A 23,069-nucleotide genomic window follows, 5' to 3' on the forward strand; every position below is an offset into this window, starting at 1 on the left:
CGCGTTGAACATGCCGGAACGGTCCTCAATGGACCTGAACGGAACCGCTCCGACCTGCAGAAGTGTTGTTTTCGCAGGTCAGCGCAGTCCCGGTGCCATAGTTCACACCTAAGAGGTCGCCGGTTCCGCTACAGAAGTCGATCGCGTTGGTCGTCGGCCTGTTCTCGAAGGGCATCGAAGAACTCCTCGTCGACCCGGTTGCCGCTCTCCTCGTCGTCGAGGTCGTCATAGTCGGCGTACTCCCGGTAAAGCAGCCAGCACCCGCGAATCCCGTCCAGCAGGTCCTCCAGAAGATCCTGGCCGGGCGAGCGAGATCGAGCGGCGTCACCCACGGCATCACACCGGCGAGTAGCTCCTCATCGCCCGGTCCGAAGAGCTCGACCTTCGTCCTTGCCTCTTCGATCGCACGCACCAACTCGTCCGGGTCCGGCAGCTTGCCCTCCGCGACGGTCATCGCGCCGGCAACCAGATCGACAACGACACGTCGTGGACTCTCCTCTGCGACCAGGCGCTGCAGCACCAGAGTCGGGGTCTCCAGCGCGAGCGATTCGATGTTGTCCGCCTCGATCACCACGCTCGCAGGGGCGACACCCGAGGCCTCGCTGGCGATCCCCGCGGCGACCTGCAGCCAGTGCGCCGCCGCCACGGCCGCCGCGGTCGGGTCGACCTCGTCGAAAAGCCTGCTCGACCACAGTGGATGGGCGTGCAGAAAGTCGTGTGCGGCGCTCACCTGCAGCAGCGAAGCATCCGCACGACTCAACCGCACCGCTTGCCGCGCACGGCCTGAGAAGTCGCCCAGCTCCGCATGCTCGAACGCCGCCAACTCCTCCCGGACCTCCGCGACGACAGCGTCCGAGAGCACTTGATCACCGAACGCGTGCAGGGCCCGCCCGACGCGGTGGGCAGCTTCCTCGACCAGCACGTACGACTGGACGAGGGATCCCTGCTCATCGGGCAGATGGGGCCTGCTCACGTGGTCGAGCACCTCGGCGAACGCGTCCCGCTCTCCCTGCCGACGCCAGCCCTCGGTGTTCGGCTTCACACTCCCGGCGGCGCTCGCCGGATGGGTGTAGGTCCGCCACGCCCACCGAGACAAGGTCGTCAGACTGGCCGAGAGCCGCAACGCCGCTTCCCGCTCCAGCACCGGCGGCAACACCGCGACCGTGCGAGCCAACTGCCCATCACCCGTCTCCCAGACGGCCATCAACGCACGGCGAGTTTCGTCGAAGGCGTACTGCGTCATACCGCCATCGTGGCGGATCAACAGCACTCGCCCGGAGCGTTCACGACACAGGTCATCTCAACGCCGCAGGCAATTCGCACTCACTTCTTCACGCTTCGGCTTCGCGGCAACAGGACACAGCGTGCCCGGGCCGAGTTCGAACCCTCTGGACCGCATTGCGGCGGGAACGCCGCATTACAGGTCGACACGGAGAGGTTCGAGCACGTTCACGACTTCGACGCGACCGCCTCCTGCACCGGTCGACCATTGCCGGTCACGGCCCGTTAGTCGCGGATGAAGGTAGAACGGGCCGGTTGACGCCTGTTCAGTGTCGTTCAGCAACTTCACCCGTTCGTGGTGACCCCATTTGGCGTCAGTCGAAACGAAGGAGCCAGCGCCTCCTTCTTGGCTCCTTCATCGACCTGTCGATCATGAAAATGATGATCAAACGAAGATTCTTCCGAAGACACGAAAAGCCCGCTGACCTGGGCTTTCACCCAGAATCAGCGGGCTGATTCAGACCGTCGGGACGACAGGATTCGAACCTGCGACCCCTTGACCCCCAGGGTGGGTCGGATCACAAATTGACCTGCGAATACTCCGAACCGGCAGGTCACGACGGCGCAGTTGGACGCACTTGAGCGCAGCTCGATCCTGTTGCCACGCCTTGACTTCTCCCAATTTCCTCCCAACTTACTCCACGGCAGATATGTGTCAGCTGCTGCATGCATCGAACGCCTGTGCGTGAACCAAGTGACCGAGATCGTCTCCGCGCAACACGGCCGCAGCACTCGACACGCCGCGTCAGCAGGTCGGGCCGACTCATGTCGGAGTGAACCACTCCGGAAGGTCTCCACCATCGACCGCGGTCGACGTTCGCCTGCGCGCAGCGGGTTATGCACTGAGACAGCGGGTACCTGCCGGTTTGGCGAGTGGCCCGCCGTCGCATCGGTCGGTGCCCAACGAAGTGACGCTCGAAGGAGACGCCGTGCGTGCGATGGTCTACCGAGGTCCCTACAAAATCCGTGTCGAGGAGAAGCCCCCGCCGGTCGTCGAGCACCCGAACGACGCGATCGTGCGGGTCACAATGGCTGCGATCTGCGGCTCCGACCTGCATCTCTACCACGGCATGATGCCCGACACCCGTGTGGGCATGACGTTCGGGCACGAGTTCATCGGTGTGGTCCAGGAGGTCGGGCCCTCGGTGCGCAACCTCGTGCCCGGCGACCGCGTGATGGTGCCGTTCAACATCTTCTGCGGCACGTGCTGGTTCTGCGCACGTGGCCTGTACGCCAATTGCCACAACGTCAATCCCAACGCCACGGCCGTGGGCGGCATCTACGGCTACTCCCACACCTGCGGCGGCTACGACGGCGGCCAGGCCGAGTACGTCCGGGTGCCGTTCGCCGACGTGGGGCCAACCGTCATTCCGGAGTGGATGGACGACGAGGACGCCGTCATGCTCACCGACGCGCTGGCCACCGGGTACTTCGGAGCGCAGCTCGGCGACATCGTCGAGGGTGACGTGGTGGTGGTCTTCGGCGCCGGGCCGGTCGGCCTGTTCGCGGCGAAGTCGGCCTGGCTGATGGGCGCCGGCCGCGTCGTCGTCGTCGACCACCTCGAGTACCGGCTGGCCAAGGCCCGCACGTTCGCCCACGCCGAAACCGTGAACTTCACCGAGTGCGACGACATCGTGGTGCACATGAAGAAGATCACCGGCCATCTCGGCGCGGACGTCGCGATCGACGCCGTGGGCGCGGAGGCGGACGGCAACTTCACCCAGCACGTCACCGCGGCCAAGCTGAAGCTCCAGGGCGGCTCCCCGGTAGCGCTCAACTGGGCCATCGACTCGGTCCGCAAGGGCGGCACGATCTCGGTGATGGGAGCTTACGGCCCGATGTTCAGCGCGGTGAAGTTCGGCGACGCCATGAACAAGGGCTTGACGCTGCGGATGAACCAGTGCCACGTCAAGCGGCAGTGGCCGCGACTGTTCGAACACATCCGCAACGGCTACCTCAAGCCCAGCGACATCGTCACCCACCGCATCCCGCTGGAGCACATCGCCGAGGGCTACCACATGTTCTCGGCCAAGTTGGACGGCTGCATCAAGCCGCTGATCGTGCCCAACGCCGCCTGAAGGAGACGACCGCCATGACCTACACGTCGGACAAGCCGCCGCTGCCCGAGTCCACCGACCAGCTGCGGGCCCGGATCCCCGGCTGGGGCGCGGATCTGGATCCGAAGGACCGCCCGTCGGTGCCGAAGCTGCAGTGGCAGGAGGACCGGACCGGCGCGCACTGGGACTTCCCGGACCGCCAACCGGAGAAGTGGCCGCGGGAACGCTCGATCGAGCACAAGTTCCTCACCCCCGTCTTCGGCACCTCCTGCCCGCCCAAAGGGGCGTCCGGAATGATCCGCAGGCTCGCCTACCGGAAGTTCAGCGAGGCACGGGCCGCGCACTGGCTACTGCTGCTGGCCGCCGACCGGGTGGACGCGTGGGAGAGCCACCTGAGCTCATTCCTGACCACCCAGCCGGACAATCCCGTCACCGAGACGGGAGTGCTGAGCGAATTCTCCCGACACGGCATCTCCTCCCGCGTCGGCCAGAAGCGGTCCGACGTCAAACACCAGGTCCTGGACCCGGTCATCGTGGCCGGCCCGTGGGTGCTGGCCGTCGCGGTCGCGGTCACCGTGGTGCGGAAACTGCTCCGCCGCTCGTAGATGAGCACGTCCACGGTGCCACCCAAGCGAAGTGGTTCAGGGCCGCGATGGCGTCTGTTACCGGCGCGGCCTCAGTTTCTCGAACGGCTTCCATCGGGGATCCTGGGGTAGTGATCACCGCAGCGGAGGGTGCCGAGCGGGCTCGTGTGCCAGCGCACGCGGCGGGCGTCCGTGTGTTCTCCCCGCGCACGCGGGGATGATCCCAACTGGGAGGGCGTCGCGCTCGTGGTTGCCGAGGTCCTCCCCGCTCATGCGGGGTTGGTCCCGCTTTCGTGGCGGCCACGTGGGTGCGGCAAGCGTTCTCCCGCCGCACGCAAGGATCCCTCCACCAGTTCACCCGACGCATACTTTGCGGCGTTCTCCCCGCGCACGCGGGAGGTCCCCCAGCCAAGCCGAACGCGGACAGGATGCCCTTGTTCTCCCATGCAGCGGAGTGGCTCGTCCGTGTCACCGCGGACAAGTCCGAAGCCACCCGTCCTCCCCGTGCACGGGGGGTGGTTCGCGCGAGTGTTCACCTGGCTCCATCGCGAACTCTCTCGCACCAACGGTTCCACTTGTCAGCCGTACTTCCCACCCTTGGAGGCTTCGGCTGTGGGGTCGCTCCAGCGCACGGCTTCCTGCCACGACGGCTGTCCGCTCAGTCGGCTACGGCATCATTGCCGCCATGCCGTTCAACTCTGCAGAGCTGCGGCCCGATGAGCCTTCACGGCCGGGAGTGGCCGGCGTACTCGTGGCCGACGCGGAATACGGCGTCGAGGGCTTCGCCGTGTTCGAGAACGGCATGGTGACCGCCCATGCTTGGTGCATCGACCACCACGGCCGGGTCCATGACCCGACCTGGCCGATCGGCTCAGGACTCGCCTACCTCGGCATCCCCTTCTCCAATAGCTACATCCAGTCCTTCACCGATCGCGTCGGCGACGCCTGCCTGCTGCACGACGCGCACCGAGACAACTTCCGCCTGCTCAGATCCGGCCTCCCGCCGAATGCAGAGACGTTGACCATGACCACAGCGGAGTCCGCTCCGGCTGGTCCATGTCCGCTTGGCCACCGATGTCGAGCTGCATCTTCCTCCCACCGCAGGCCTATGTCGACCGCAACACCCGTCGAACACGCGTGCGTGCGCCAAGTAACCAGACTCCACCGGGATTGAGCACTTCGGCGATACGGCCATGTCCGTCGCGCCGCTTAAGGCGTCGCGGGGGACCGGCGCAGATCATGCTTGTCCGGCGCGCTGCGCACCCGTCACGGCCGACGAGCCGAGATCGGACTTGGGCAACGGCCGTCCGGCGGCGGCGGCGTCGGACCAGGTCGCGGTGTCGGTGACGGCGGCGAAATTCGAGTTGAACAACGCCATCAGCGTGGTGTGGACCGTCTTGGCGTCGGCGAAGCCGGCCTCGTTGGCGATGTTGATCGCACCGGTGGCGTCGGAGAGCACCTCGGCGGCCAGTCCGCGGGTCTCGGCTTCGGCCGCGGAGGCGAGCACGCAGTTGTTGGTCATGTAGCCGATGAGGGTGATGGTGTCGATCTCGCGTTCCCGCAGCCATTGGAGCAGGTCGGTGCCGGCGAACACGGTGCCGTACTGCTTGATGACCGACTTCCACTCGTCCGTGCGGCGGCTCGCGACTTCCGGGTGCAGCCGGAAGCCCGGCTGGGTGGGGTTGAACACGGGTGCGTCCTCGCCTGCCGTGTGCTGGACCGCGACGACGGGGATGCCCGCGGCGCTGGCCGCGTCGATGGCCCGTGCGATCCGGGGCAGCGAGTCGGCGTGCGGCGGGTACTGGATCTCCAGCGGGCCGCTGAAGTACTCCTGCTGCACGTCGATGACGATGAGAGCACGGCGCGGGGCGGTCATGACCTGCGAACTCCTCGATGTGGGGGCGCCGCCCCGATGGGCGGCAGGTCGAGTGTGCGGACTCCGCGCTCGGCACGCCATTGGCACATGTGCAGCGTTACGATGAAATCGTGCCAACCTCTGGCGGCGCCCTGCGCATCGCTGTCTATGCCTTCGACGGCGTCACGATGTTCCACCTCTCCGTGCCGCAGCTCGTCTTCGACGAGGTCACGCGGCAGGGGCTGGGTGACTGGACGACAGTGCTGTTCTCCGACGTGGCCGGGTCGATCCGCACGGCCGAGGGTTACCCGATCGGCGAGGTGCGGGGGCCGTCGGCGGCCGAGGACGCCGATGTCGTGGTCGTTCCCTCCTGGTTCGAGGACGGTCGCGCCGCCGGCCAGGTGCTGCGGCAGACCCTGAGGACGGCTCACGGCCGTGGCGCCACGATTGCCGGGTTGTGTCTCGGGGCCGTCGCCGTCGCGGACGCGGGCCTGCTGTCACGGCGTACCGCGGTGACGCACTGGCAGGCCGTCGACATGCTCGCCGCACGCCACCGTGACGTCGGCGTGGACGCCTCCGTGCTATACATCGACCACGGCGACGTGCTGACCTCCGCCGGTACCGCCTCGGCGATCGACGCCTGTCTGCACCTGGTGCGCGGCAGGCTCGGCGCCGCGGCGGCCAACCGGGTCGCGCGCAGCCTCGTGGTGGCCCCGCACCGCGAGGGCGGGCAGGCGCAGTACATCGAACGCCCGCTGCCCGCTCAGGCGGCGAACGACCCGATCGCCGCCGTGCTCGAGTGGGCGTTGCGGCACCTGGCGGAACCGCTGCCGGTCGAACGCCTGGCCGACGTCGCGCACCTGAGCCGGCGCACGTTCATCCGGGCGTTCCAGGCTTCCACCGGCGTCACCCCGGCGGTGTGGGTCAGGCGTCAGCGCCTCGACGAGGCCCGCCGGCTGCTGGAGTCCACCGACCTGCCCATCGACCAGGTCGCCGCCAACTGTGGCTTCGGCAGCACGGTCACCCTGCGGCAGCGGTTCGCCGCGGCCTTCCACACCTCGCCGTCGGAGTACCGACGGCGGTTCGACGCCCGTGCCGCCGACATCGGCACCGCTCGCCATGGTCGTTGAGGCCCTGTCAAGCCGCGGCAGTGTCAAGTGAGTTGCCGGCGTGTGGCGCCTGCTCGCGCTGACGTTCGGCGAACACATGATCTCGCGTGCCAGCGCCGCCCCATCAAGTGAGCCTGCTGGCCACACTTCCTTCCGGCCATCACGCTGGCGGTGCCGCCAGCCTTTCCATGTTCGCTCGGAACAGGTTGCGCATGCGCTGGTGATCGAAGTCCCCTGGGACTGTAAAACGAGCGGTGTAACTCCCGATCATGGAAGTGCACCTGATGACCGACATGATGTCCGGCGTGGAGAACGCTGAGGACTCAAAGCCCGCAACCGGTCTGGACGGCCTGGACGAGCAGCTCGTCGCGCAGCTGCTGAGCAGTGCCAAGGCCAGTGGCCTGAAGCTGACCGGTGAGGGCGGGGTGCTGCAGCAACTGACCAAGCGGCTGCTGGAGTCCGCGCTCGAGGGCGAGATCACCGATCACCTCGGCTATGACAAGCACGACCCGGCCGGGCGCGGGACCGGAAACTCGCGTAACGGCACTCGGTCCAAGACCGTGCTCACCGACGTCGGCCCGGTCGAGATCGACGTGCCCCGCGACCGCGACGCCAGCTTCGAGCCCAAGATCGTCGCCAAGCGGCAGAGGCGCCTGGGTGGAGTGGACGAGATGGTGATCTCGCTGGCCGCCAAGGGTTTGACGACCGGCGAGATCTCCGCGCACCTTGCGGAGGTCTATGGCGCCGAGGTGTCACGGCAGACGATCTCCACGATCACCGACAAGGTTGTCGAGGGCATGATCGAGTGGCAGAACCGGCCTCTCGATCCGGTGTATCCGGTGATCTTCATCGACGCGATCCATGTGAAGATCCGGGACGGTCAGGTGGCCAACCGGCCGATCTACGTCGCGCTCGCGGTCACCTGCGAAGGACGGCGTGACATCCTCGGGTTGTGGGCCGGCGATGGCGGCGAGGGCGCGAAATATTGGCTGCACGTGCTGACCGAGCTCAAGAACCGCGGCGTGGCTGACGTGCTCATGGTCGTCTGCGACGGGCTGACCGGCTTGCCGGACGCGATCACCACGGTCTGGCCGCAGACGATCACCCAGACCTGCGTGGTCCACTTGCTGCGCAACAGTTTCCGCTACGCCGGCCGTCAGCACTGGGACCCGATCGCCAAGGCCCTCAAGCCGGTCTACACCGCGCCGACCGAGGCCGCGGCCCGCGAGCGGTTCGCCGAGTTCACCGAGGCCTGGGGCGCCCGCTATCCGGCGATCGTGCGGTTGTGGGACAACGCCTGGGCCGAGTTCGTGCCGTTCCTGGCCTTCGATCCGGAGATCCGGCGGGTGATCTGCTCGACCAACGCGATCGAGAGCGTCAACGCCCGCATCCGTCGCGCGGTCAAGGCTCGCGGGCACTTCCCCAACGAGCAGGCCGCGCTGAAATGCGTCTACATGGCGATCATGAGCCTGGACCCGACCGGCACCGGACGCAAACGCTGGACCATGCGCTGGAAACCCGCGCTCAACGCGTTCGAGATCGCCTTCGACGGCCGACTGGCCGCCGGACGCAACTAGTTTCCTTCAACCTGAGTTACACCGCTCGTTTGACAGACCCAGTCCCCTCCCTGGGGAACGCGTGTGACGTCCAGCAGGCCGTGGCTTTGCAGCTCCTTCGTCGCGCGGGTCCAGGTATCGGCGGACAGGCCGTATGCAGCACGATCTTGTTGGCTCAGGTAGGCGGCGTTGACTCCGCCGCGGCTGTGTTCCAACTGGACATCACGCACCACCATGAACAACGCCAGCGCAGTCGCGGAGAGGTCAAGGATCCACCCGTGAGTCCACAGCCCGAGCGGAAGGCTGATGTAGGGCGTCCCATGCTGGCTAGGCAGGCGGTAAGGAGCACCGGTTCCTGCCGGGTCCAGCACGGTGATCAGCGAAATGGTTCCTGGACGTTGGGTCAAACTGATGAACTTGTTGTCCCGCAGCCAGTTGAGGTTGCTGGTAACGCGCCGGGGAACTGACGGTCCATCCAGGCTCAGCAACCGTCCCCACCGTGAAGGCGATGGCGTCTTCTGCAGGTCGAACGGTTCGGCGGTCGCCATCATCGTGATCGTCAGGTAGAGCTTCAGGCGCACCTCGCCTCCACGTCCGCCGTGGATCATCCGCGCCAGCGGCGGCCTGTCCTTGCTCGAGCGCAGAAACTCCTTCGGGAACGGCACCTGCTCCTTGCGCTTGGACTTGTCCACTGCTGCCCGCAGCAGGCCGATCGCCGTGTCGTGTGCGCTGGACTTGCCCATCAAATCGGTCGACCTTCGTGCAGGAGAGACGTTGGGGTCGGGGGTACGGGGGTACGGGGGTCTGCTATTGGCTTGTCACGCAGCCTTGACCGGGTAATGGGTCCAGGTGCGGATGGGTGACAAGCCACTAGCCACTCCCACAGTCTGGCCGCTCCTAGTTCGGGGTCGGTGTCCTCGATCCCGGTGAGGTCACGGGCGAGAGACGCGTAAGTGCTCACCACCGCATCCCTGGAGTCGGCGGTGACCCACACCAGCAGGTCCACCTGTCCCGCCGCCCACGCGCGCTCGGCGTGATCCAGTGCGGCAGAAGTTCACCTGGCGAGGAAGGCCAGCCGACTGCGCTCCAGAAACGCTGCCAGCAAATATGCTCCGCCGCCCACCACGGCGAGCACACCGAAGAAGCCTGCTCCGGGAACGAACAGAGCTGCGGCGGCGACTAGTGCCAGGGAGGTACCCAGGTTGTAGTGCAGGGCATTGCTGCGAATAGCGCCCTCTGCGATGTAGATCAGACCGACGACGATGGCTGAACCGGCGGGCCAGAGCACGGTCTGCAATTCCGGCATGTCGAACACGGCGCTCAAGCCGGTGACCGCCAAAGCTAGCGCGGCGAAACCGGTGACCCAGGCGATGCCGACGAGTTTCTCGGCTCGTCGCCGAACCTCGGAGGCAGCCCGCTGAGCGCGCAGCGACGCGGTCATCGCGAAGGTCACTCCGGCGAGGATGCCGGTGGCCAGCAACGTGATTGGCAGCCACGAAGGCATGATGACGATGTCGGCCTTGGACAGCAGCGCCGCGCCGTGACCGAAGACGTAGGCGAATGCGAAGCCCAGGTAGGCAGCGCGGTTGTCAACCTCGTCGGAGGGGACGGCGACTGCAGGGCGGACAAAGGCAGGGTTGATCATGAGGGCTCCTGGAAAGTCAGATGAACGAATTGCTCAGCGAGATGCCGTGACGAAGAACTGGAGCGAGCAGCTGATCGACGTGCGCTGGTCACAAGCTGCGCTCGCTCATCCAGGACGTGATGGCGCACCCTGGACGAGAAGCTCCGGAGGAACAGCTGCATAGCAGGTTCGGGACCTGCTATGCGGGCACTGAGGTGCGTCGAGAACGGCTGATCCGAGTTGGTGTTCCTTTGGCACATGGCCGACGGGATCGCGCCGGTGGGTCGGCGAACTGCTGATGAATCGACGAGGTGGATGCTCGCCTTGCGGGACGAGTCGCGGGGTCGCGGCGTAGTTCCTTCACTGCTCCGCGATGATGACGACCTTGCCCAGCACAGTGCGAGACTCCGCCAAGGCCAGTGCGGCAGAAGCCTCTGCCAACGGGAAACGCGCGGCGATGTGCGGCGTCAGCACACCAGCCGCGACCAAGCGCAGCACCTGCGTGAGGTCCTCGGCGAGGCGGGCACGGAACACGGCCGGGCGGAGTCGCTTGCCGGCCCAGAAGTTGTAGAAGCCTGCGCGTCTGCCGTTGGGCAGTGCGTTCCAGATCATCAGGCGGCCGAACACCTTGAGCACTGGCAGCGACGCGTTCCCCGGCTCGTCCTTCGTCGCGGCTGAGCCGTAGCTGATCAGCGCACCACCACGGCGCAGCAGTCGCCAGGAGTCATGCACCGTGGGGCCACCAACGTGGTCGAACACTGCATCTACGCCGTCGGGCGCGAGCTCGTGGATCTTGTTGTACATGGCCGGGTCGCGGTAGTCGACGGGAATGGCGCCTAGCTCCCGGACGGCGTCGTGGTGGCGTGCTGAAGCCGTGCCGATCACCCCAATGCCAGCATGACGGGCCAGCTGCACCAACGTCGACCCGACGCCGCCGTTCGCACCCAGTACAACGATGGTGTCGCCGCGCTTCACCTTCGCGGCCCGGTACATCATCTGCCACGCCGTGACGCCGTTGAGCACCACAGCCACGGCCACGGCGGCGTCGAGGCCGTCCGGCACCGGAACCAGGTCCACAGCCTCGACGATCAGCCGACTCGCCCACCCACCGATCTTGGTGACCACGGCGAACCGTTTCCCGTGCAGTTGGCGGTCGACGCCGGGCCCGGTTCCCACAACCGTGCCGACCACGTCGTATCCGGGCACGAAGGGGAATGAGGGCTGGTCGTAGTACTTGCCCACGCGCATCTGCTGTTCAGCGAACGAGACGCCCGTGGCCTCCATGCGCAGGACGACCTGGCCCGCTGCCGGCGCGGGTAGATCGCGGACTTGGACCAGCAGACCAGCGGGCTCGACGACACCCGGCAGGACGATTTCAGTGGTGGGGGTGATGCTCATCGTGACTCCTTGAAACCCGTTTTGTGCTTACGAATGTGAACTGACGAAGAATGATCTGGAGCTCGATGTGAGCGGGAACCTCGTGAGATCCGATCGCCGCGGCGGTCCTCGCACTGGTGAACAAGGGCGACGACGAACACGCGATCACGCTTCGCCCACAGGACACGGAGATGCGTGATCGACAACGTCCTGAATGGACTGCGATCAGGCGTACCTGCGTTTTTGAGAAAGCGCGTTCGGCGTCATGAGCCTCTTGTGTGTTCACACCGCGATCGCGGATGACCTTCGCAGTGGGTCGCGGCTGGTCGCACGGCGCAACCGTGACCGGGTGCTGCGCGAGGTGTTCGGGCCGGACCGGGCTTCCTCGCGGCCGGCCTGGGCCTGAATTGAACAGCGCGTGGCGTGTTGATGGCCTGACTCGGTCTTGTGCTCGCGCCGTTTGATGCGGTGCTCCTGTTCGGTCACCGGCGGTACCGCCGATGACCGCATCCAGGGCGTGTCCGGGTCAGTCGTCCAGGCCGGCTCCGACGTAGGTCGGCACCTCGGCGATCTTCGCGGCGACGTCGGGATTGTGCTCGTTGCGGCGTCGGTGCAGCTCCTGGATTTTGGAGTACAGCTCGGGGTCGTCGTCGTCGCTGACGTCGAAGATGTCGAGCCGCTCGGCCAAGTGCAGCCCGATGCGGTCGGTCTCGTAGGTGGACGGATGGGTCAGGTACGCGAAGAGACCGTCGAGGTCCTCGACAGCGAAAACCGCGCTGTACTCGAAGTCGCCTCCGTGGTCACGGCCCACCAGGAACGACTTGACGGCGGGGTTCGACCGGCCCTGATTGCGCCATGACTCCAGCGCTTCCTCGATCTGTTCGGGGGTCGCCGTGGCCTTCAGGGTGGCTCGATTGATGTGGTAGATCATTGCTCATGCCTCGTTTCTAACGTTGTTAGCTCTTCTAACGCCGTTAGACTATGCACGGCTTCGGACTGCTGTCAAGACCAACGTCTAGTGTTCGAGCAATCCACTGAAAGCGAGCGACGACCATGGCGACGAGCACGAGGCGGGCCCTCGAACGAGCACGCACCCGTGAACAGATCATCGAAACCGCGCTGCGCATCCTCGAGTCGGAGGGGGTGGCAGCTCTGACCATCCGGCGAATCGCGACTGACATCGAGTACGCCGCGCCCATCGTCTACCAGTACTTCGCCAACAAGGACGCGCTCGTGCTGGAGCTCGTCACGCGTGGTTACCAGCTGTTGCGGAACGACATACAGCTCGCCTCCGAGGAGCCCGGCATCGACCGGCGGATACTGCGACTCGCGTCCGAGTACGTCCGGTTCGCCGGTGAGCACCCGCATCTCTACAAGGTCATGAACGACACCACGGTGGATGCGAACGCACGCCAGCGTGCTGCGCAACCAGGCACCGAAATCCTCAAGGAACTACTCGCCTCCTGGGCGAGCGAGCACGACGTGGAGCTGACCGACTTCGACGAAGCCTGCGAGATCGTTTGGGGGATGCTCTACGGGATCGCCTCGCTCGGCCACCTCGGCACCATCGGCAACGAGCGTGCCAGGCGGCTTGCTGTGCAGGCCTTTCGCGCGATCCTTTCCGGCTGGTCGAACGAAGCACCGAGACCGAGCAGCCCGTACGGGGGTCGCTCCACGGATCAGTGTCCTACTTGCGATTCACGGCTCGACAGCAGGACAGCTGCCACGACCAAAACTCCCAGCGTCACGTCGCCGGACCATGTGGACACCGCATGAATATCCTTCGCCGCGGCCACGCAGACGCACTTGAGCGCAGCCTGCTTGTTGGAAAATGCTTGCAGGCCTCGACGCTCTTGACGACGTCGGCGAGGCTGCAGCCTCCTAGCCACCTCCAGGGGACACCGTTGCCCTGACGTAGCTGGCCGACGCGAGCCCACGGTGGTCACCGCAGGAACCGGGGCGAGCCGGCGCGGCTAGAACATCGGTTCGCCCACGCCGCAGACACCCCCTGATCACGCTCGAGACCAACCGCATGGTCGCCGATGTCGACCTGCATGCCGACGGCGCGACGGTGACGTGCACCGACGGCACGCGCTACGAGACCGCGGCTGTCATCGCCGCGGACGGACTGCATTCCGCACTGCGCCGGCACGTCGTCGACGACGACGCCGTCTGCAGCGAGTACGTCGCCTACCGCGGCACCGTCACCCGGGAGCGAGCCGGCCAGTCCGCCGACGACACGTCGGTCGTGCTGTGGGTCGGACCCGGAATCCACCTCATGCAGTACCCGGTCCGCCGTGGCGAGCTCTACAACCAGGTGGCGGTCTTCCGCAGTCGCCGGTATCGGCCAGGGCTGGAGCCGGGGACGTGGGGAGGCCACGACGAGCTCGACGAGGCATTCGCCGGCGCGTGCCCGCCGGTGCGCGACGCGGTGGCGCGGATCGGCCGCGAGCGTCATTGGGCGATGTACGACCGCGAGCCCGCGACGACCTGGGTCAACGGCCCGCTGGTGCTGACCGGCGACGCCGCCCACCCCATGTTGCAGTACCTCGGCCAAGGCGCCTGCCATGCCTTGGAGGATGCCGTCGAGCTCGGCCACCGCTTCCGACTCCACACCCACGACGGCGTGGTGGACCTGCGCCGGGCTTACCGGGAGTTCGAGCAAGTCCGCATCCCCCGGACGGCGCGGTGTCAGGCCAGCGCACGCCCCTGGGGAGAGCTGTGGCACACGGACGACCCCACTGTGCTGGCCGTTGCGCGACAGGCTGTTCGCCCGGCGCCGCGCGGACGAGTACGACGAGCTCGACTGGCTCTACGCGCCCGCACCGGCGTCGAGCGCCGCCCAGCGGATCGACGCCACCCCCAGGACCTCCGGACTCATGGCCGATTCTTGGAAAACGAAAGCGACGGCTCGTGGGATCAGCTGACCGCTCGCGCCGACGCCAGCGTCACGTTGAGCGCCTCCAGCTCGGCGAACATCGAAGCCGCCGCCGCGTGCATCTGCGCGTTGGGCACGAGCTCCCCGTTCGCGTCCAACATGTCGAAGACGAACGGGATGTGAACCGAGGTGCGAACCGTCACCATCTGCAGAGCGCTGGTCACCTGCTGGAGCTGCTGGACTGCTCGCGTCCCGGCGGCGACACCACCGTAGGAGACAAATCCGAGAGGCTTGTTCCGCCATTCGTGATACAGGTAGTCCAGCGCGTTCTTCAGCGGAGCCGGATAACCGAAGTTGTACTCGGCAGTGACGAGCACGACGGCATCAGCGCTGTCGACGATCGCGCTCCAGTCGAGCGCGTGCGGGGTCGTGTAGTTGCGCAGCGCGGGATGGTCCGGCTCGTCGAGGAACGGGAGCGCGAGCTCGGCGAGGTCGGCGAGCTGGACGTCGAAGCGCCCGTCCGCGACCGCCAGCTTCGAGAACCAGCCGGCCACCGGCAACCCGATCCGGCCCGGACGCGTGCTGCCAATGATGATCAAGAGCTTGGGCATGACCCCTCCAGGATCGAGAGTTCGGCCGCCATCACCACATGGTGAGGCCGCCATCGACGTTGAGCGTCTGGCCGGTGATGAAAGCGGCGTCGTCGGATGCGAGGAAGAAGACCGAGCCGACGACGTCGTCGGGGACCTCGTCGCGGTGGAAGGAACGCATGTCGCGTTGCATCGCCAGCAAGGGCTCCGGCAGGACCGCGGCAGCCGCGGGCGTCACGACGAGCCCGGGGGTGACGAGGTTGACGGTGATCGGGTAGTCGTTGCCGAGCTCGCGGGCCAGGACCCGCGTCAGGCCCATGACGCCGGCCTTCGAGGCGATGTAGTGCGCCTGCATCGGAACGCCGAAGAACATTCCGCCGGACCCGATGTTGATGATGCGCCCGCGCTCGCTCCGCTTGATCAGCGGGAGAAGCGCTTGGACGGTGTAGAAGGTGCCGCTGAGGTTGACCTCGACGACCCGGCGCCATTCCTCACCCGAGATCTTCTCGAAGGGCGTCTGGGGGAAGTGTCCAGCAGCGTTGATCAGGACGTCGACGGTGCCCAGCCGTTCCCGCGCGGCTTCCGCCAGGTCGGCCAGGCTCGCCTCGTCGGAGACATCGGCGGGGAAGGTGTGCAGCGACGGGTTCGCGCCGTCGGAGTCCCAACGGGTACGCCACTCGTCGAGCGTCTCCTGGTACAGATCGCTGGCGAGAACGGTGTCACCGTTGCTCAGGAACCGGTTGGTGATCTCGGAGCTGATGCCGCCGGCAGCCCCGGTGATCACGACGTTGCGTGCGGTGGTCATGTCTGTTTCCCTTCGGTGGTGCGGTAGCCGCGTCACAGAGCCGCCAGGGGCGTGGTCATCGCCCCTCGCCGCCAGACGGCACGCGTCGCGAGGGTGTCGGAGATGGAGCCGGTGGGGTCACCGTCCACCAGGAGCAGGTCGGCCCTGGCCCCCAGCCGGATCACGCCGCGGTCTTCGAGCCCGAAGGCCTGAGCGGGCATGGACGTCGCGGAGCGCAGTGCCTCGACGTTCGGCAGGCCTGCCTCGACGAGGAGCTGCAGCTCGTGGTGCAGGCTCGCACCCTGGGCCAGTCCGCCGTGCTCTTCCTCGGCTCGCGCCGCGTCGGTTCCGGCGATGATGCGCACGCCGGAGCTATAAAGCGCTTGCACCGTCTCCCGGGAGAACCGGTAGTCCCCTTCGGGGTAGGTGGTGAAGGAGCTGCGCAGCGCTCGCAGCCATTCCTCGCTCATGCGTGACGAGACGCGGCTGTCGGCCGCCAGGTCCTCGCCGCTCGTGCCCGTGATGGACCGGTTCAGCACCAGGCAGGGGATGACGAACACGCCGGCCCGTGCGATGGCGTTGACGATCTCGTCGGTCGGCGCCCGGTCGAGGAAAAGGTGGGCCAGTCCGTCGACGCCGACCCGCAGCATCTCCATCGTCGCGTCGTAGGTGAGCGCGTGGGCGACGACGAGCTTGCCGTGACCATGAGCTTCCCGCACCGCGGCGGCGAACACGTCCTCGGCGAGCTCCGGCAGGCCGGGCGCGTTCAGCACCGTGCCTTCCTCCGCCAGCAGTTTGATGAAGTCGGAACCTTCTCGCACCCGCTGGGCGATGAACGCGGGGAGCTTGTCGGGGTTCGCGAGGCCGGGCATGGGTGCCGCTTCGGGATGATGACTGCCGTCCGGTCCGATGAGCTTCTCCATGGGGACGAACAGTTCATTCGGGTGTCCGCAGACGGCGGTGAGCGGGAGCCCCGCCGATCTGATGTCGGCCAGCCGGTCGTCATCGGCGATCCGGGCGCGGTCCTCCGGGCTGCGCGGAGCGCCACCCATCTCCACGACGGTGGTCACACCGAACCTCACCGCCTGGGCGAGGCCGTCGTCGTCGGGATGGACGTGGGCGTCGATGAGACCCGGCAGGAGCGTTCCACCGGCACCGTCGACAACCGTCGCCTCCGCCGGCGGCAGACCGTGCCCGATGTCGGTGATCACCCCGTCCAACACGGTCACCGTGGAGGCATCGATGACTGATTCGCCATCGAACACCTTCACGTTGCGGATGGCGTAGCTCCTGTGGGTCATGACGACGTGCCTCGACTTTCGACTTGGCGAACCAGATTGTGTACGACCATACACATCTTGTGTTTCGCTGTACACATGCCACTCACGGCGGTGTTCGCCCTGGTCGCGTCTCCCGAGATCAAGTTCGGCGCCGCCGACGTCGACCGGACGCACAAAGGCCCGCGCACGCGATATCACGAGGACTGGCACGCAGGGCGACGAGAACTCGATCCGCGGCCTTTCGGCGCACCGCCGATGGCGGCCGGCCCCCGTGCGCACGATCGGCGCGATCACGCGTCGGGCGACGGGACGCGTGTGTAGACTCACGCCGTTGTGTCTGACCATACACATACCTCGGGAGTGGCCACGAAATCCACGGAGGACAAGCAGCCGTCCCGGCCGCGGAACGCAGCCGAGACGCGAGAACAGCTCCTGAAGGCTGCGGCTCCGCTGTTCGCGCGCAACGGGTACGAGGCGACAACCGTGAGCCAAATCGCCCAGGCCGCAGGCTTCTCGGCGAATCTGGTGACCCGGTACTTCGGTGGCAAGGAGGGCTTGTTCCTCGCGGCGATGGAAACTCGGCTGAACCTGGATTCGACGTTGCCGGGCAGCATCGACAGCCTCGGACAGCGGCTGGCCGATCGGATCGTCGACCGGTGGGAGCGGCAAGGCGACGCCGACCCACTGCTGGCCCTGCTGCGCTCGGCCTCTTCCCGCCCGGCGGCACTGGGCGACTTCCTCGAGAAGGAAGCGACCGGACCGCTGACCAGGGCGCTGATGTCGTGGGGGTTCTCCGACCACCAGGCGGTTGACACCGCGAACGCGATCCAGTCCTTCATCGTCGGAACTGTCGTGACCCGCAGGATGCTGAACACTGGCGCGGTCGCTGCCGCCACCGGCCCACAACTGCGCGGCTGGCTGGCCGACGTGCTGCAGCGTCTCGTCGACGAGGGCGCGGCGGCCGACTCACCTCGCCTCCCGCTCAAGTGACGCCCGGTGCACCGGTGACACCGAGTTCCGCCGCGAACTCATGCGCGTCCGCGATCGTGAGGTCGAGGTGGTGAGCTAGGTGTACTGACTCGTGACGTTGTTGACGTCTAGGCGGTCAGTCGGGTGATGGGTGGCTGGCCGCCGAGGGCGGTGTGGGGGCGTTGGGTGTTGTAGTTGTGGACCCAGCCGGGCAGGGCGGCCAGGCGGTGGGTGTTGCCGGTCCAGGCGTGGGCGTAGGCGAACTCGGTCTGCAGGGTGCGGTTGAAGCGTTCGGCTTTGCCGTTGGTCCAGGGACAGCGGGGTTTGGTGAAGCGGCGGCGGATGCCCAGTGCGACGCAGACCGCTCGCCAGGTGCTGCCGACGCGATAGACCTTGGCGTTGTCGGTGAGCACCCGCAGCACTGTGACTCCGTGGTCGCGGAACCAGGCCACCGCGCGGTGCAGGAAGCCCGCGCAGGTGCGGTCTTTCTCGTCGGGCAGGGCTTCGACGTAGGCCAGGCGGGTGTGGTCGTCGACCGCGACGTGCAGGTAGTCGTAGCCGATGCCCCGGCCGCGCACCGCTTCGCTGCGGCCGTGGACCCGCCAGCCGCCGCCCTCGGGCACGCGGCCGAGTTTCTTGACGTCGACGTGCAGCAGATCACCGGGCCGGGGGCGTTCGTAGCGGATGCCGCTGTGACGGCGCCGCACCGGCAGGCCGGTGATCGGGTCGGCCGCGGCCAGTGCGGGCTCGCCGCGGCGGCGCAGGACCCGGCCGATCGTGAGGCCGGCAGCCCGAGCAGGCCCGACAGGTGCACCGGGCCGCGTCGCACCGTCCGCCGCACGGCCAGGATGCGGTCTTCGACCTCGACCGGTGTGCGGGCGGGGCTGCGGTGCGGACGCGAACTGCGATCGGCCAGACCCGCCTCGCCCTCACGCCGATAGCGGGCCAGCCACTTGTGCACCGTGGCACGGGAGATACCGAGCTGCTCGGCGATGCACGCCGGTGACCACCCGGCCGCGCGGCGAGTCACGATCAGCCTGCGGGCATGGATCGTGGTGCGGGCGTTACTGTGCACGCGAGGACCTCCGTGTGCCGATGGGATGCGTCAGACACATCCACTCCGCCCGGAGGTCCTCCCATGTCCAACCCGACACGCCGTCAACAACCTGATTAGTCACTACAGCTAGGGCGACAGTTCGCTCGACCAGTGGCAGGTTCCCGTCGGCGAGGACACCACGACGCAGGTGCAGGGTGTCCTCCAGTCCCGCCCTGGCGTTCCCACCCAGAGCGAGACCGATCGCCGTCAGCTCGAAAGTGCTCCGGCCGATCGCGATCACCTGCCAGATCGCGTCCGCGGGCAGCCGGCGCACCATCGTGAGCAGGTTGTCGGCCGTGGCCGCCATCCCGCCGCGCACGCCGAGGACGAGCGAGAACTGGAGACGCTCCGGCAGCAGGCCCTCGTCGCAGCCGTAGGCACGCCTCCAGGTGACCCGTGTCGTAGATCTCCAGTTCTGGCAGGATGCCGAGGTCGCACATGCTCGCGGCGAGCCGCCTCACGCCGTCGGGCGGATTCAGGAACTGGCTGGCGCCGAACGACATCGAGCACGGGGTGAGCGTGGCCATCTGCGGCAGAAGCTCGACGAGCCTTGCCCGTTCTTCGAACGGCACGTCCGCGACGCGAAGCACACGCTGGTCGAGATCGAGACGGCTGACGCACGAGCCATGGACGACCGCGACCACTGGCAAGGCTGCGGTATGACCGTGTCAAGCCACCTGGCACGGACGCGACTCCGCGGCTCACCACACGCGCATGTCCTCCCGGATCCAGTCGGTCATTGACGTGTGCTCAGGTTTCCACCCGAGCTCTCTCGCCCTGCTGGCCCGGACGCGGCTGTTCGACCCCAGGGCGAAGCGCGCCAGGCCTTCTCCCCACACCTCCGCGGCCTTCTCCCACGGCCATGGCTCGACCGGTCCCAGGCCGAGCCTGTCGGCGATGGCGGCGCCGATCTCGGCGATCGAAGCCTCACCGTTCTCGACGAAGTAGAACCCGCGGGCGGTGGAGTCGGACAGTGAGATCGAGTACAACGCCGCCATGTCGTCGACGTGAACGTTCGACCAGGTGTTGACGCCCTTGCCGACGACTCGGACAACTCCGCTGTCGCGTGCCTGCTCGACCAACGGAATCATCAGCACCGTGTCGGGCCGGGGCGGGCGGCCGTTGCCGTAGATGAGCGAGTTGCAGAGCACGACCGTGCGGACGCCGTCTCGCGCCGCGTCGACCACGGCGGTGTCGAGGGCGAACCGGGCCTGCCGGATCGGGTGGGAGTCGGCGACCACTTCCCGCGTGTCGTCGTAGACGGCAGACGAGAGTTCGTCTCCCTTGGCATCGTCACCGATGATGCTGGTTCCGCTGGTGTGCACGAACGGCTTGCCGGAGCCGCGAAGACCGCGCAGCAAAGCCTCTGCCGCACCACGATGGTCGCTGTTCGCCGTGTTGACCACGGCGTCAGCGCGCTCCGCCTCGGCCGTGAGGAGGTTGTCGTCATCCAGATCACCCATGACGGGTGTGATCCCGGCTTTCAACAGAACGGGTGCGTGGTCTCCATTGCGTAGCAGACCGCGGACTTCGTGTCCCTCGGCGACGAGGCGCTCGCCGACGACACCTCCGATGTAACCGGTCGCGCCGGTGAGGAAGATCTTCATGATGCCCTTCTCAGATGCGCGTGCCCCGCAGAGGGGAATAGGGTCGACCTGTTCGCCGGTTGGTGATCCGACGCAACTGCGAAGCTAGCCACGGCGTTGCAAAGACCCCAAGAATTTTGCCGTTTCGTCAAATCGGGTGACCATCTGGTGCCGCTGGTCGCAAGCACTCCAGGTGACTACTCGCCCTGCGCCTGCTTCTTGGCACGGCTCGGAGCGGCACGCAGATGGACACGTTCACCCTGGTGACCGAAGAGGGTCAGCACCTCCACAGGATGCTCATCGGCGTTGCCGAACCAGTGCGGCGTCTTGGTGTCGAACTCCGCTGCCTCGCCCGGTCCCATGACGAGGTCGTTGCCGCCAAGCACGAGACGCAGACGTCCGTTGAGGACATATAGCCACTCGTAACCTTCGTGGCTGGACACTTCCGGCCGCCGCGGACGCCTTCTCGGGTAGATGATCAACTTGTAGGCCTGGAGGTTGCCCGCCCTTTGAGTGAGGGGCAGAAGCGTCATGCCGTTACGGGTGATCGGCTTGCTGCGGAGGCGCGGATCACCTGTTTCCGGCGCCCCGATCAAGTCGTCCATGGCTACACGCAGCTCTCGGGCGAGGGGCAGCAGCAACTCGATCGTGGCGCGGCGCTGACCGGACTCCAGGCGCGAGAGCGTACTCACGGAGATGCCGGTGGATCTGGCGAGACCGGTCAACGTGAGGTCTCGCTGCTTGCGCAGGCGCCGAAGCCTCGGTCCGATTGCGTCCATTGTGGAGGAGATATCGTCCATCTCCCCAGTTTGCCACCGCAGCAACAGTTGTTGCGACTACCAACCCGCTGCCCCGAACCTTGCCAGGGCGCTTCACCCGAGCCCGCGATTGGACCCTGGAGCGGAGAATGGTCAAAGGTAGTAGTTCAACGGCGTCGGCCTCCGTGGCCGAGGACGCAGCGGCTGAACCGAGAGTCGCCGTGCCGCGCGGTCGAGTGATGGTAGCTGTGGCCGTGTTGGTGTTGACACAGCTGATGCTGGTGGTCGACACCTCGATCGTCAACGTGGCACTGCCCGACATCGGCCGGGAACTCGAATTCACGAGCGCGGGCCTGTCTTGGGTGGTCACTGCCTATGCGTTGTCATTCGGGGGCTTGATCCTGCTCAGTGGCAAGGTCGGGGCGATGATCGGCCCCAAACGCGCCTTGCTGATCGGTCTGGCGATATTCGTAGGCGCCTCGATGGCGGGCGGATTCGCGTCCACGGCCGTAATGCTCGTGACGGCGCGGGCGGCGCAGGGCATCGGTGCCGCACTCGCAGCGCCGTCCATCATGGTGTTCTTGATGAACATCACCGCGCCAGGACCGCAACGGGCGCGAGCCATGTCTCTGTTCGTGCTCGCCTCGGGTAGTGGTGCGGCCCTTGGCCTTCTCGCCGGCGGTGTGCTCACCCAGAGCCTGGGCTGGGAGTGGGTGATGTTCGTGAACGCACCGATCGGCGCGTTCACGATGATCGCCGCACTGCGTTGGTTGCCCGAATTGCCGCGTCACCGTACCTCTCTCGACATCGCGGGCGCCATCGCATCGACCTCGGCCATGGTCGCGCTCGTCTACGCCTTCACCACCGCGGCGGAGTCCGGCTGGTCCAACCCTCTGGTCGTCAGCGCGTTCGTCGTAGCCGCGTTGTCCGCTCTGGCGCTGATCCTGGTGGAGCGCGGACGCCTGCATCCGGTGATGCCCCTGGACCTCTTCAGTACGATGCGCAGCGCTGGACCACTGCTGTCCATGCTGTTCATCCCTGCAGGTCAGGTCGGCTTCCTGTTCTTCACCACGCTGCTGACCCAGCGGGTCTTCGGGTTCACGCCGCTGGAGACCGGTCTTTCCCTGGTTCCCTACACCGTGGCGCTGATCGTCACCAACCAGGTGATTCCACGCATGATCCCGCAGCTGGGCGAACGAATCATAGGCATCGCGGGACTCGCCGGCCTCGTTCTGGGCATCACGTCGATGGCGGTGGTTGCCACGCAGGCGCACGCTCCGATCGCCGTTGTACTGCTGCCCTCGGTGCTGCTCGGGCTGGGTGCGGGAGCTGCGTTCGCCCCTGTGACCGCGGTGATCATGCACCAAGCGCCGCATGAGCACCTCAGCGCGGTTTCCAGCGTCACCCAAGGTTTGCAACAGCTCGGCGCCGGAATGGGCCTGGCCGTGCTGACCGGTGTCCTCGCCGACAACGGCGGCATCGAGTCGGGCCTGCCTACGACCCTCTTGGCCGCAGCTGCATTTCCCCTGGCCGGTCTCCTGCTGTTCGGATTCTGGGGGCGACGCCTCGCCCACGCCAACACCGCTTGACGTGAGCCTCACGTCAAGCACGCACTCACGGCCGGATCGCGTCGACGATCCGGCTGTGTTGGTGGTTCTTGTAGTTTCGTCACGCAGCTGCGGAGA

Annotated in this window: 20 protein-coding genes and 3 pseudogenes; 10 read left to right on the forward strand and 13 right to left on the reverse strand. The window is 66.8% G+C overall.

Annotated features, from left to right (window positions below):
• Positions 1-25 precede the first annotated feature (25 nt).
• Positions 26-1,243 carry a hypothetical protein gene (locus V1227_RS16755; protein WP_329793511.1) on the reverse strand — a complete coding sequence of 406 codons (1,218 nt, stop codon included), beginning with the start codon at positions 1,241-1,243 and terminating at the stop codon, positions 26-28.
• Positions 1,244-2,177: 934 nt separating this feature from the next.
• Between V1227_RS16755 and V1227_RS16760 the strand changes: the two genes are divergently transcribed.
• The 3 genes from V1227_RS16760 (at position 2,178) to V1227_RS16770 (ending at position 5,096) form a co-directional block, all read left to right on the forward strand.
• On the forward strand, positions 2,178-3,359 hold the full coding sequence (locus V1227_RS16760) for a zinc-dependent alcohol dehydrogenase (RefSeq protein ID WP_329793512.1): 1,182 nt from the start codon (positions 2,178-2,180) through the stop codon (positions 3,357-3,359).
• Between the two features lie 14 nt (positions 3,360-3,373).
• Positions 3,374-3,943, forward strand: a complete 570-nt coding sequence (locus tag V1227_RS16765) for a hypothetical protein (RefSeq protein ID WP_329793513.1) — start codon at positions 3,374-3,376, stop codon at positions 3,941-3,943.
• Positions 3,944-4,607: 664 nt separating this feature from the next.
• Complete coding sequence (locus V1227_RS16770) at positions 4,608-5,096, forward strand: hypothetical protein (protein WP_329793514.1); 489 nt, start codon at positions 4,608-4,610, stop codon at positions 5,094-5,096.
• A 63-nt stretch (positions 5,097-5,159) separates the two neighbouring features.
• Here the strand turns inward: V1227_RS16770 and V1227_RS16775 are convergent, their stop codons facing one another.
• Positions 5,160-5,798: an isochorismatase family protein gene (locus V1227_RS16775; RefSeq protein ID WP_329793515.1), complete on the reverse strand. Its 639-nt coding sequence runs from the start codon at positions 5,796-5,798 to the stop codon at positions 5,160-5,162.
• Positions 5,799-5,908: 110 nt separating this feature from the next.
• On the opposite strand from V1227_RS16775, the gene V1227_RS16780 reads away from it, so the two are divergent.
• Together V1227_RS16780 and V1227_RS16785 are read left to right on the forward strand one after the other, a co-directional pair.
• Positions 5,909-6,907: a GlxA family transcriptional regulator gene (locus V1227_RS16780; protein ID WP_329793516.1), complete on the forward strand. Its 999-nt coding sequence runs from the start codon at positions 5,909-5,911 to the stop codon at positions 6,905-6,907.
• A 263-nt stretch (positions 6,908-7,170) separates the two neighbouring features.
• Positions 7,171-8,463, forward strand: coding sequence for an IS256 family transposase (locus V1227_RS16785; protein ID WP_442916536.1), 1,293 nt, complete (start codon positions 7,171-7,173; stop codon positions 8,461-8,463).
• Here the strand turns inward: V1227_RS16785 and V1227_RS16790 are convergent.
• The 4 genes from V1227_RS16790 to V1227_RS16805 form a co-directional block, all read right to left on the reverse strand.
• Complete coding sequence (locus tag V1227_RS16790; protein ID WP_329793517.1) at positions 8,460-9,185, reverse strand: hypothetical protein; 726 nt, start codon at positions 9,183-9,185, stop codon at positions 8,460-8,462. The two genes, V1227_RS16785 and V1227_RS16790, sit on opposite strands and share 4 nt — an antisense overlap.
• A 311-nt stretch (positions 9,186-9,496) precedes the next feature.
• Positions 9,497-10,087 (reverse strand): ABC transporter permease, encoded by a 591-nt coding sequence (locus V1227_RS16795; protein WP_329793518.1) that lies wholly within the window; start codon positions 10,085-10,087, stop codon positions 9,497-9,499.
• A 339-nt stretch (positions 10,088-10,426) separates the two neighbouring features.
• Positions 10,427-11,464: a medium chain dehydrogenase/reductase family protein gene (locus V1227_RS16800; RefSeq protein WP_329793519.1), complete on the reverse strand. Its 1,038-nt coding sequence runs from the start codon at positions 11,462-11,464 to the stop codon at positions 10,427-10,429.
• A 505-nt stretch (positions 11,465-11,969) separates the two neighbouring features.
• Complete coding sequence (locus tag V1227_RS16805; RefSeq protein ID WP_329793520.1) at positions 11,970-12,374, reverse strand: Dabb family protein; 405 nt, start codon at positions 12,372-12,374, stop codon at positions 11,970-11,972.
• Between the two features lie 122 nt (positions 12,375-12,496).
• Between V1227_RS16805 and V1227_RS16810 the strand changes: the two genes are divergently transcribed.
• Entirely contained in the window at positions 12,497-13,219 is a 723-nt protein-coding gene (locus V1227_RS16810; protein ID WP_329793521.1) for a TetR/AcrR family transcriptional regulator, read from the forward strand.
• A 256-nt stretch (positions 13,220-13,475) separates the two neighbouring features.
• Positions 13,476-14,048 (forward strand): annotated as a pseudogene (locus V1227_RS16815) (FAD-dependent monooxygenase); the annotation flags it as partial.
• 314 nt (positions 14,049-14,362) lie between these two features.
• On the opposite strand, the gene V1227_RS16820 reads toward V1227_RS16815, so the two are convergent.
• The 3 genes from V1227_RS16820 to V1227_RS16830 are packed head-to-tail and all read right to left on the reverse strand — an operon-like array spanning position 14,363 to position 16,996.
• Positions 14,363-14,932, reverse strand: a complete 570-nt coding sequence (locus V1227_RS16820) for an NADPH-dependent FMN reductase (protein WP_329793522.1) — start codon at positions 14,930-14,932, stop codon at positions 14,363-14,365.
• Positions 14,933-14,963: 31 nt separating this feature from the next.
• Entirely contained in the window at positions 14,964-15,716 is a 753-nt protein-coding gene (locus V1227_RS16825; protein WP_329793523.1) for an SDR family NAD(P)-dependent oxidoreductase, read from the reverse strand.
• A 32-nt stretch (positions 15,717-15,748) separates the two neighbouring features.
• On the reverse strand, positions 15,749-16,996 hold the full coding sequence (locus V1227_RS16830; protein WP_329793524.1) for an amidohydrolase family protein: 1,248 nt from the start codon (positions 16,994-16,996) through the stop codon (positions 15,749-15,751).
• Between the two features lie 75 nt (positions 16,997-17,071).
• Between V1227_RS16830 and V1227_RS16835 the strand changes: the two genes are divergently transcribed.
• Both V1227_RS16835 and V1227_RS16840 read left to right on the forward strand, forming a co-directional pair.
• Positions 17,072-17,296, forward strand: coding sequence for a hypothetical protein (locus tag V1227_RS16835; protein WP_329793525.1), 225 nt, complete (start codon positions 17,072-17,074; stop codon positions 17,294-17,296).
• A gap of 39 nt (positions 17,297-17,335) precedes the next feature.
• On the forward strand, positions 17,336-17,965 hold the full coding sequence (locus V1227_RS16840; protein ID WP_329793526.1) for a TetR/AcrR family transcriptional regulator: 630 nt from the start codon (positions 17,336-17,338) through the stop codon (positions 17,963-17,965).
• 107 nt (positions 17,966-18,072) lie between these two features.
• On the opposite strand, the pseudogene V1227_RS16845 reads toward V1227_RS16840, so the two are convergent.
• The 4 genes and pseudogenes from V1227_RS16845 to V1227_RS16860 all read right to left on the reverse strand — a co-directional run bounded on the left by V1227_RS16845 (position 18,073) and on the right by V1227_RS16860 (position 21,426).
• A pseudogene (locus tag V1227_RS16845) lies at positions 18,073-19,019 on the reverse strand (IS481 family transposase).
• Positions 19,009-19,567: pseudogene (locus tag V1227_RS40670) on the reverse strand (3-keto-5-aminohexanoate cleavage protein). Before V1227_RS40670 ends, V1227_RS16845 begins: the two co-directional pseudogenes overlap by 11 nt.
• 174 nt (positions 19,568-19,741) lie before the next feature.
• Positions 19,742-20,647: an NAD-dependent epimerase/dehydratase family protein gene (locus V1227_RS16855; RefSeq protein WP_329793528.1), complete on the reverse strand. Its 906-nt coding sequence runs from the start codon at positions 20,645-20,647 to the stop codon at positions 19,742-19,744.
• A gap of 176 nt (positions 20,648-20,823) precedes the next feature.
• Positions 20,824-21,426 carry a helix-turn-helix domain-containing protein gene (locus V1227_RS16860; RefSeq protein ID WP_329793529.1) on the reverse strand — a complete coding sequence of 201 codons (603 nt, stop codon included), beginning with the start codon at positions 21,424-21,426 and terminating at the stop codon, positions 20,824-20,826.
• A 206-nt stretch (positions 21,427-21,632) separates the two neighbouring features.
• Between V1227_RS16860 and V1227_RS16865 the strand changes: the two genes are divergently transcribed.
• The gene (locus tag V1227_RS16865) at positions 21,633-22,973 is read left to right on the forward strand and encodes an MFS transporter (RefSeq protein ID WP_329793530.1); all 1,341 of its coding nucleotides are present in this window, start codon (positions 21,633-21,635) and stop codon (positions 22,971-22,973) included.
• The last annotated feature ends 96 nt before the right edge of the window (positions 22,974-23,069 follow it).

The organism is Lentzea sp. DG1S-22, from assembly GCF_036321065.1.
In the GTDB taxonomy this organism is placed as follows: Bacteria; Actinomycetota; Actinomycetes; order Mycobacteriales; family Pseudonocardiaceae; genus Lentzea; species Lentzea jiangxiensis.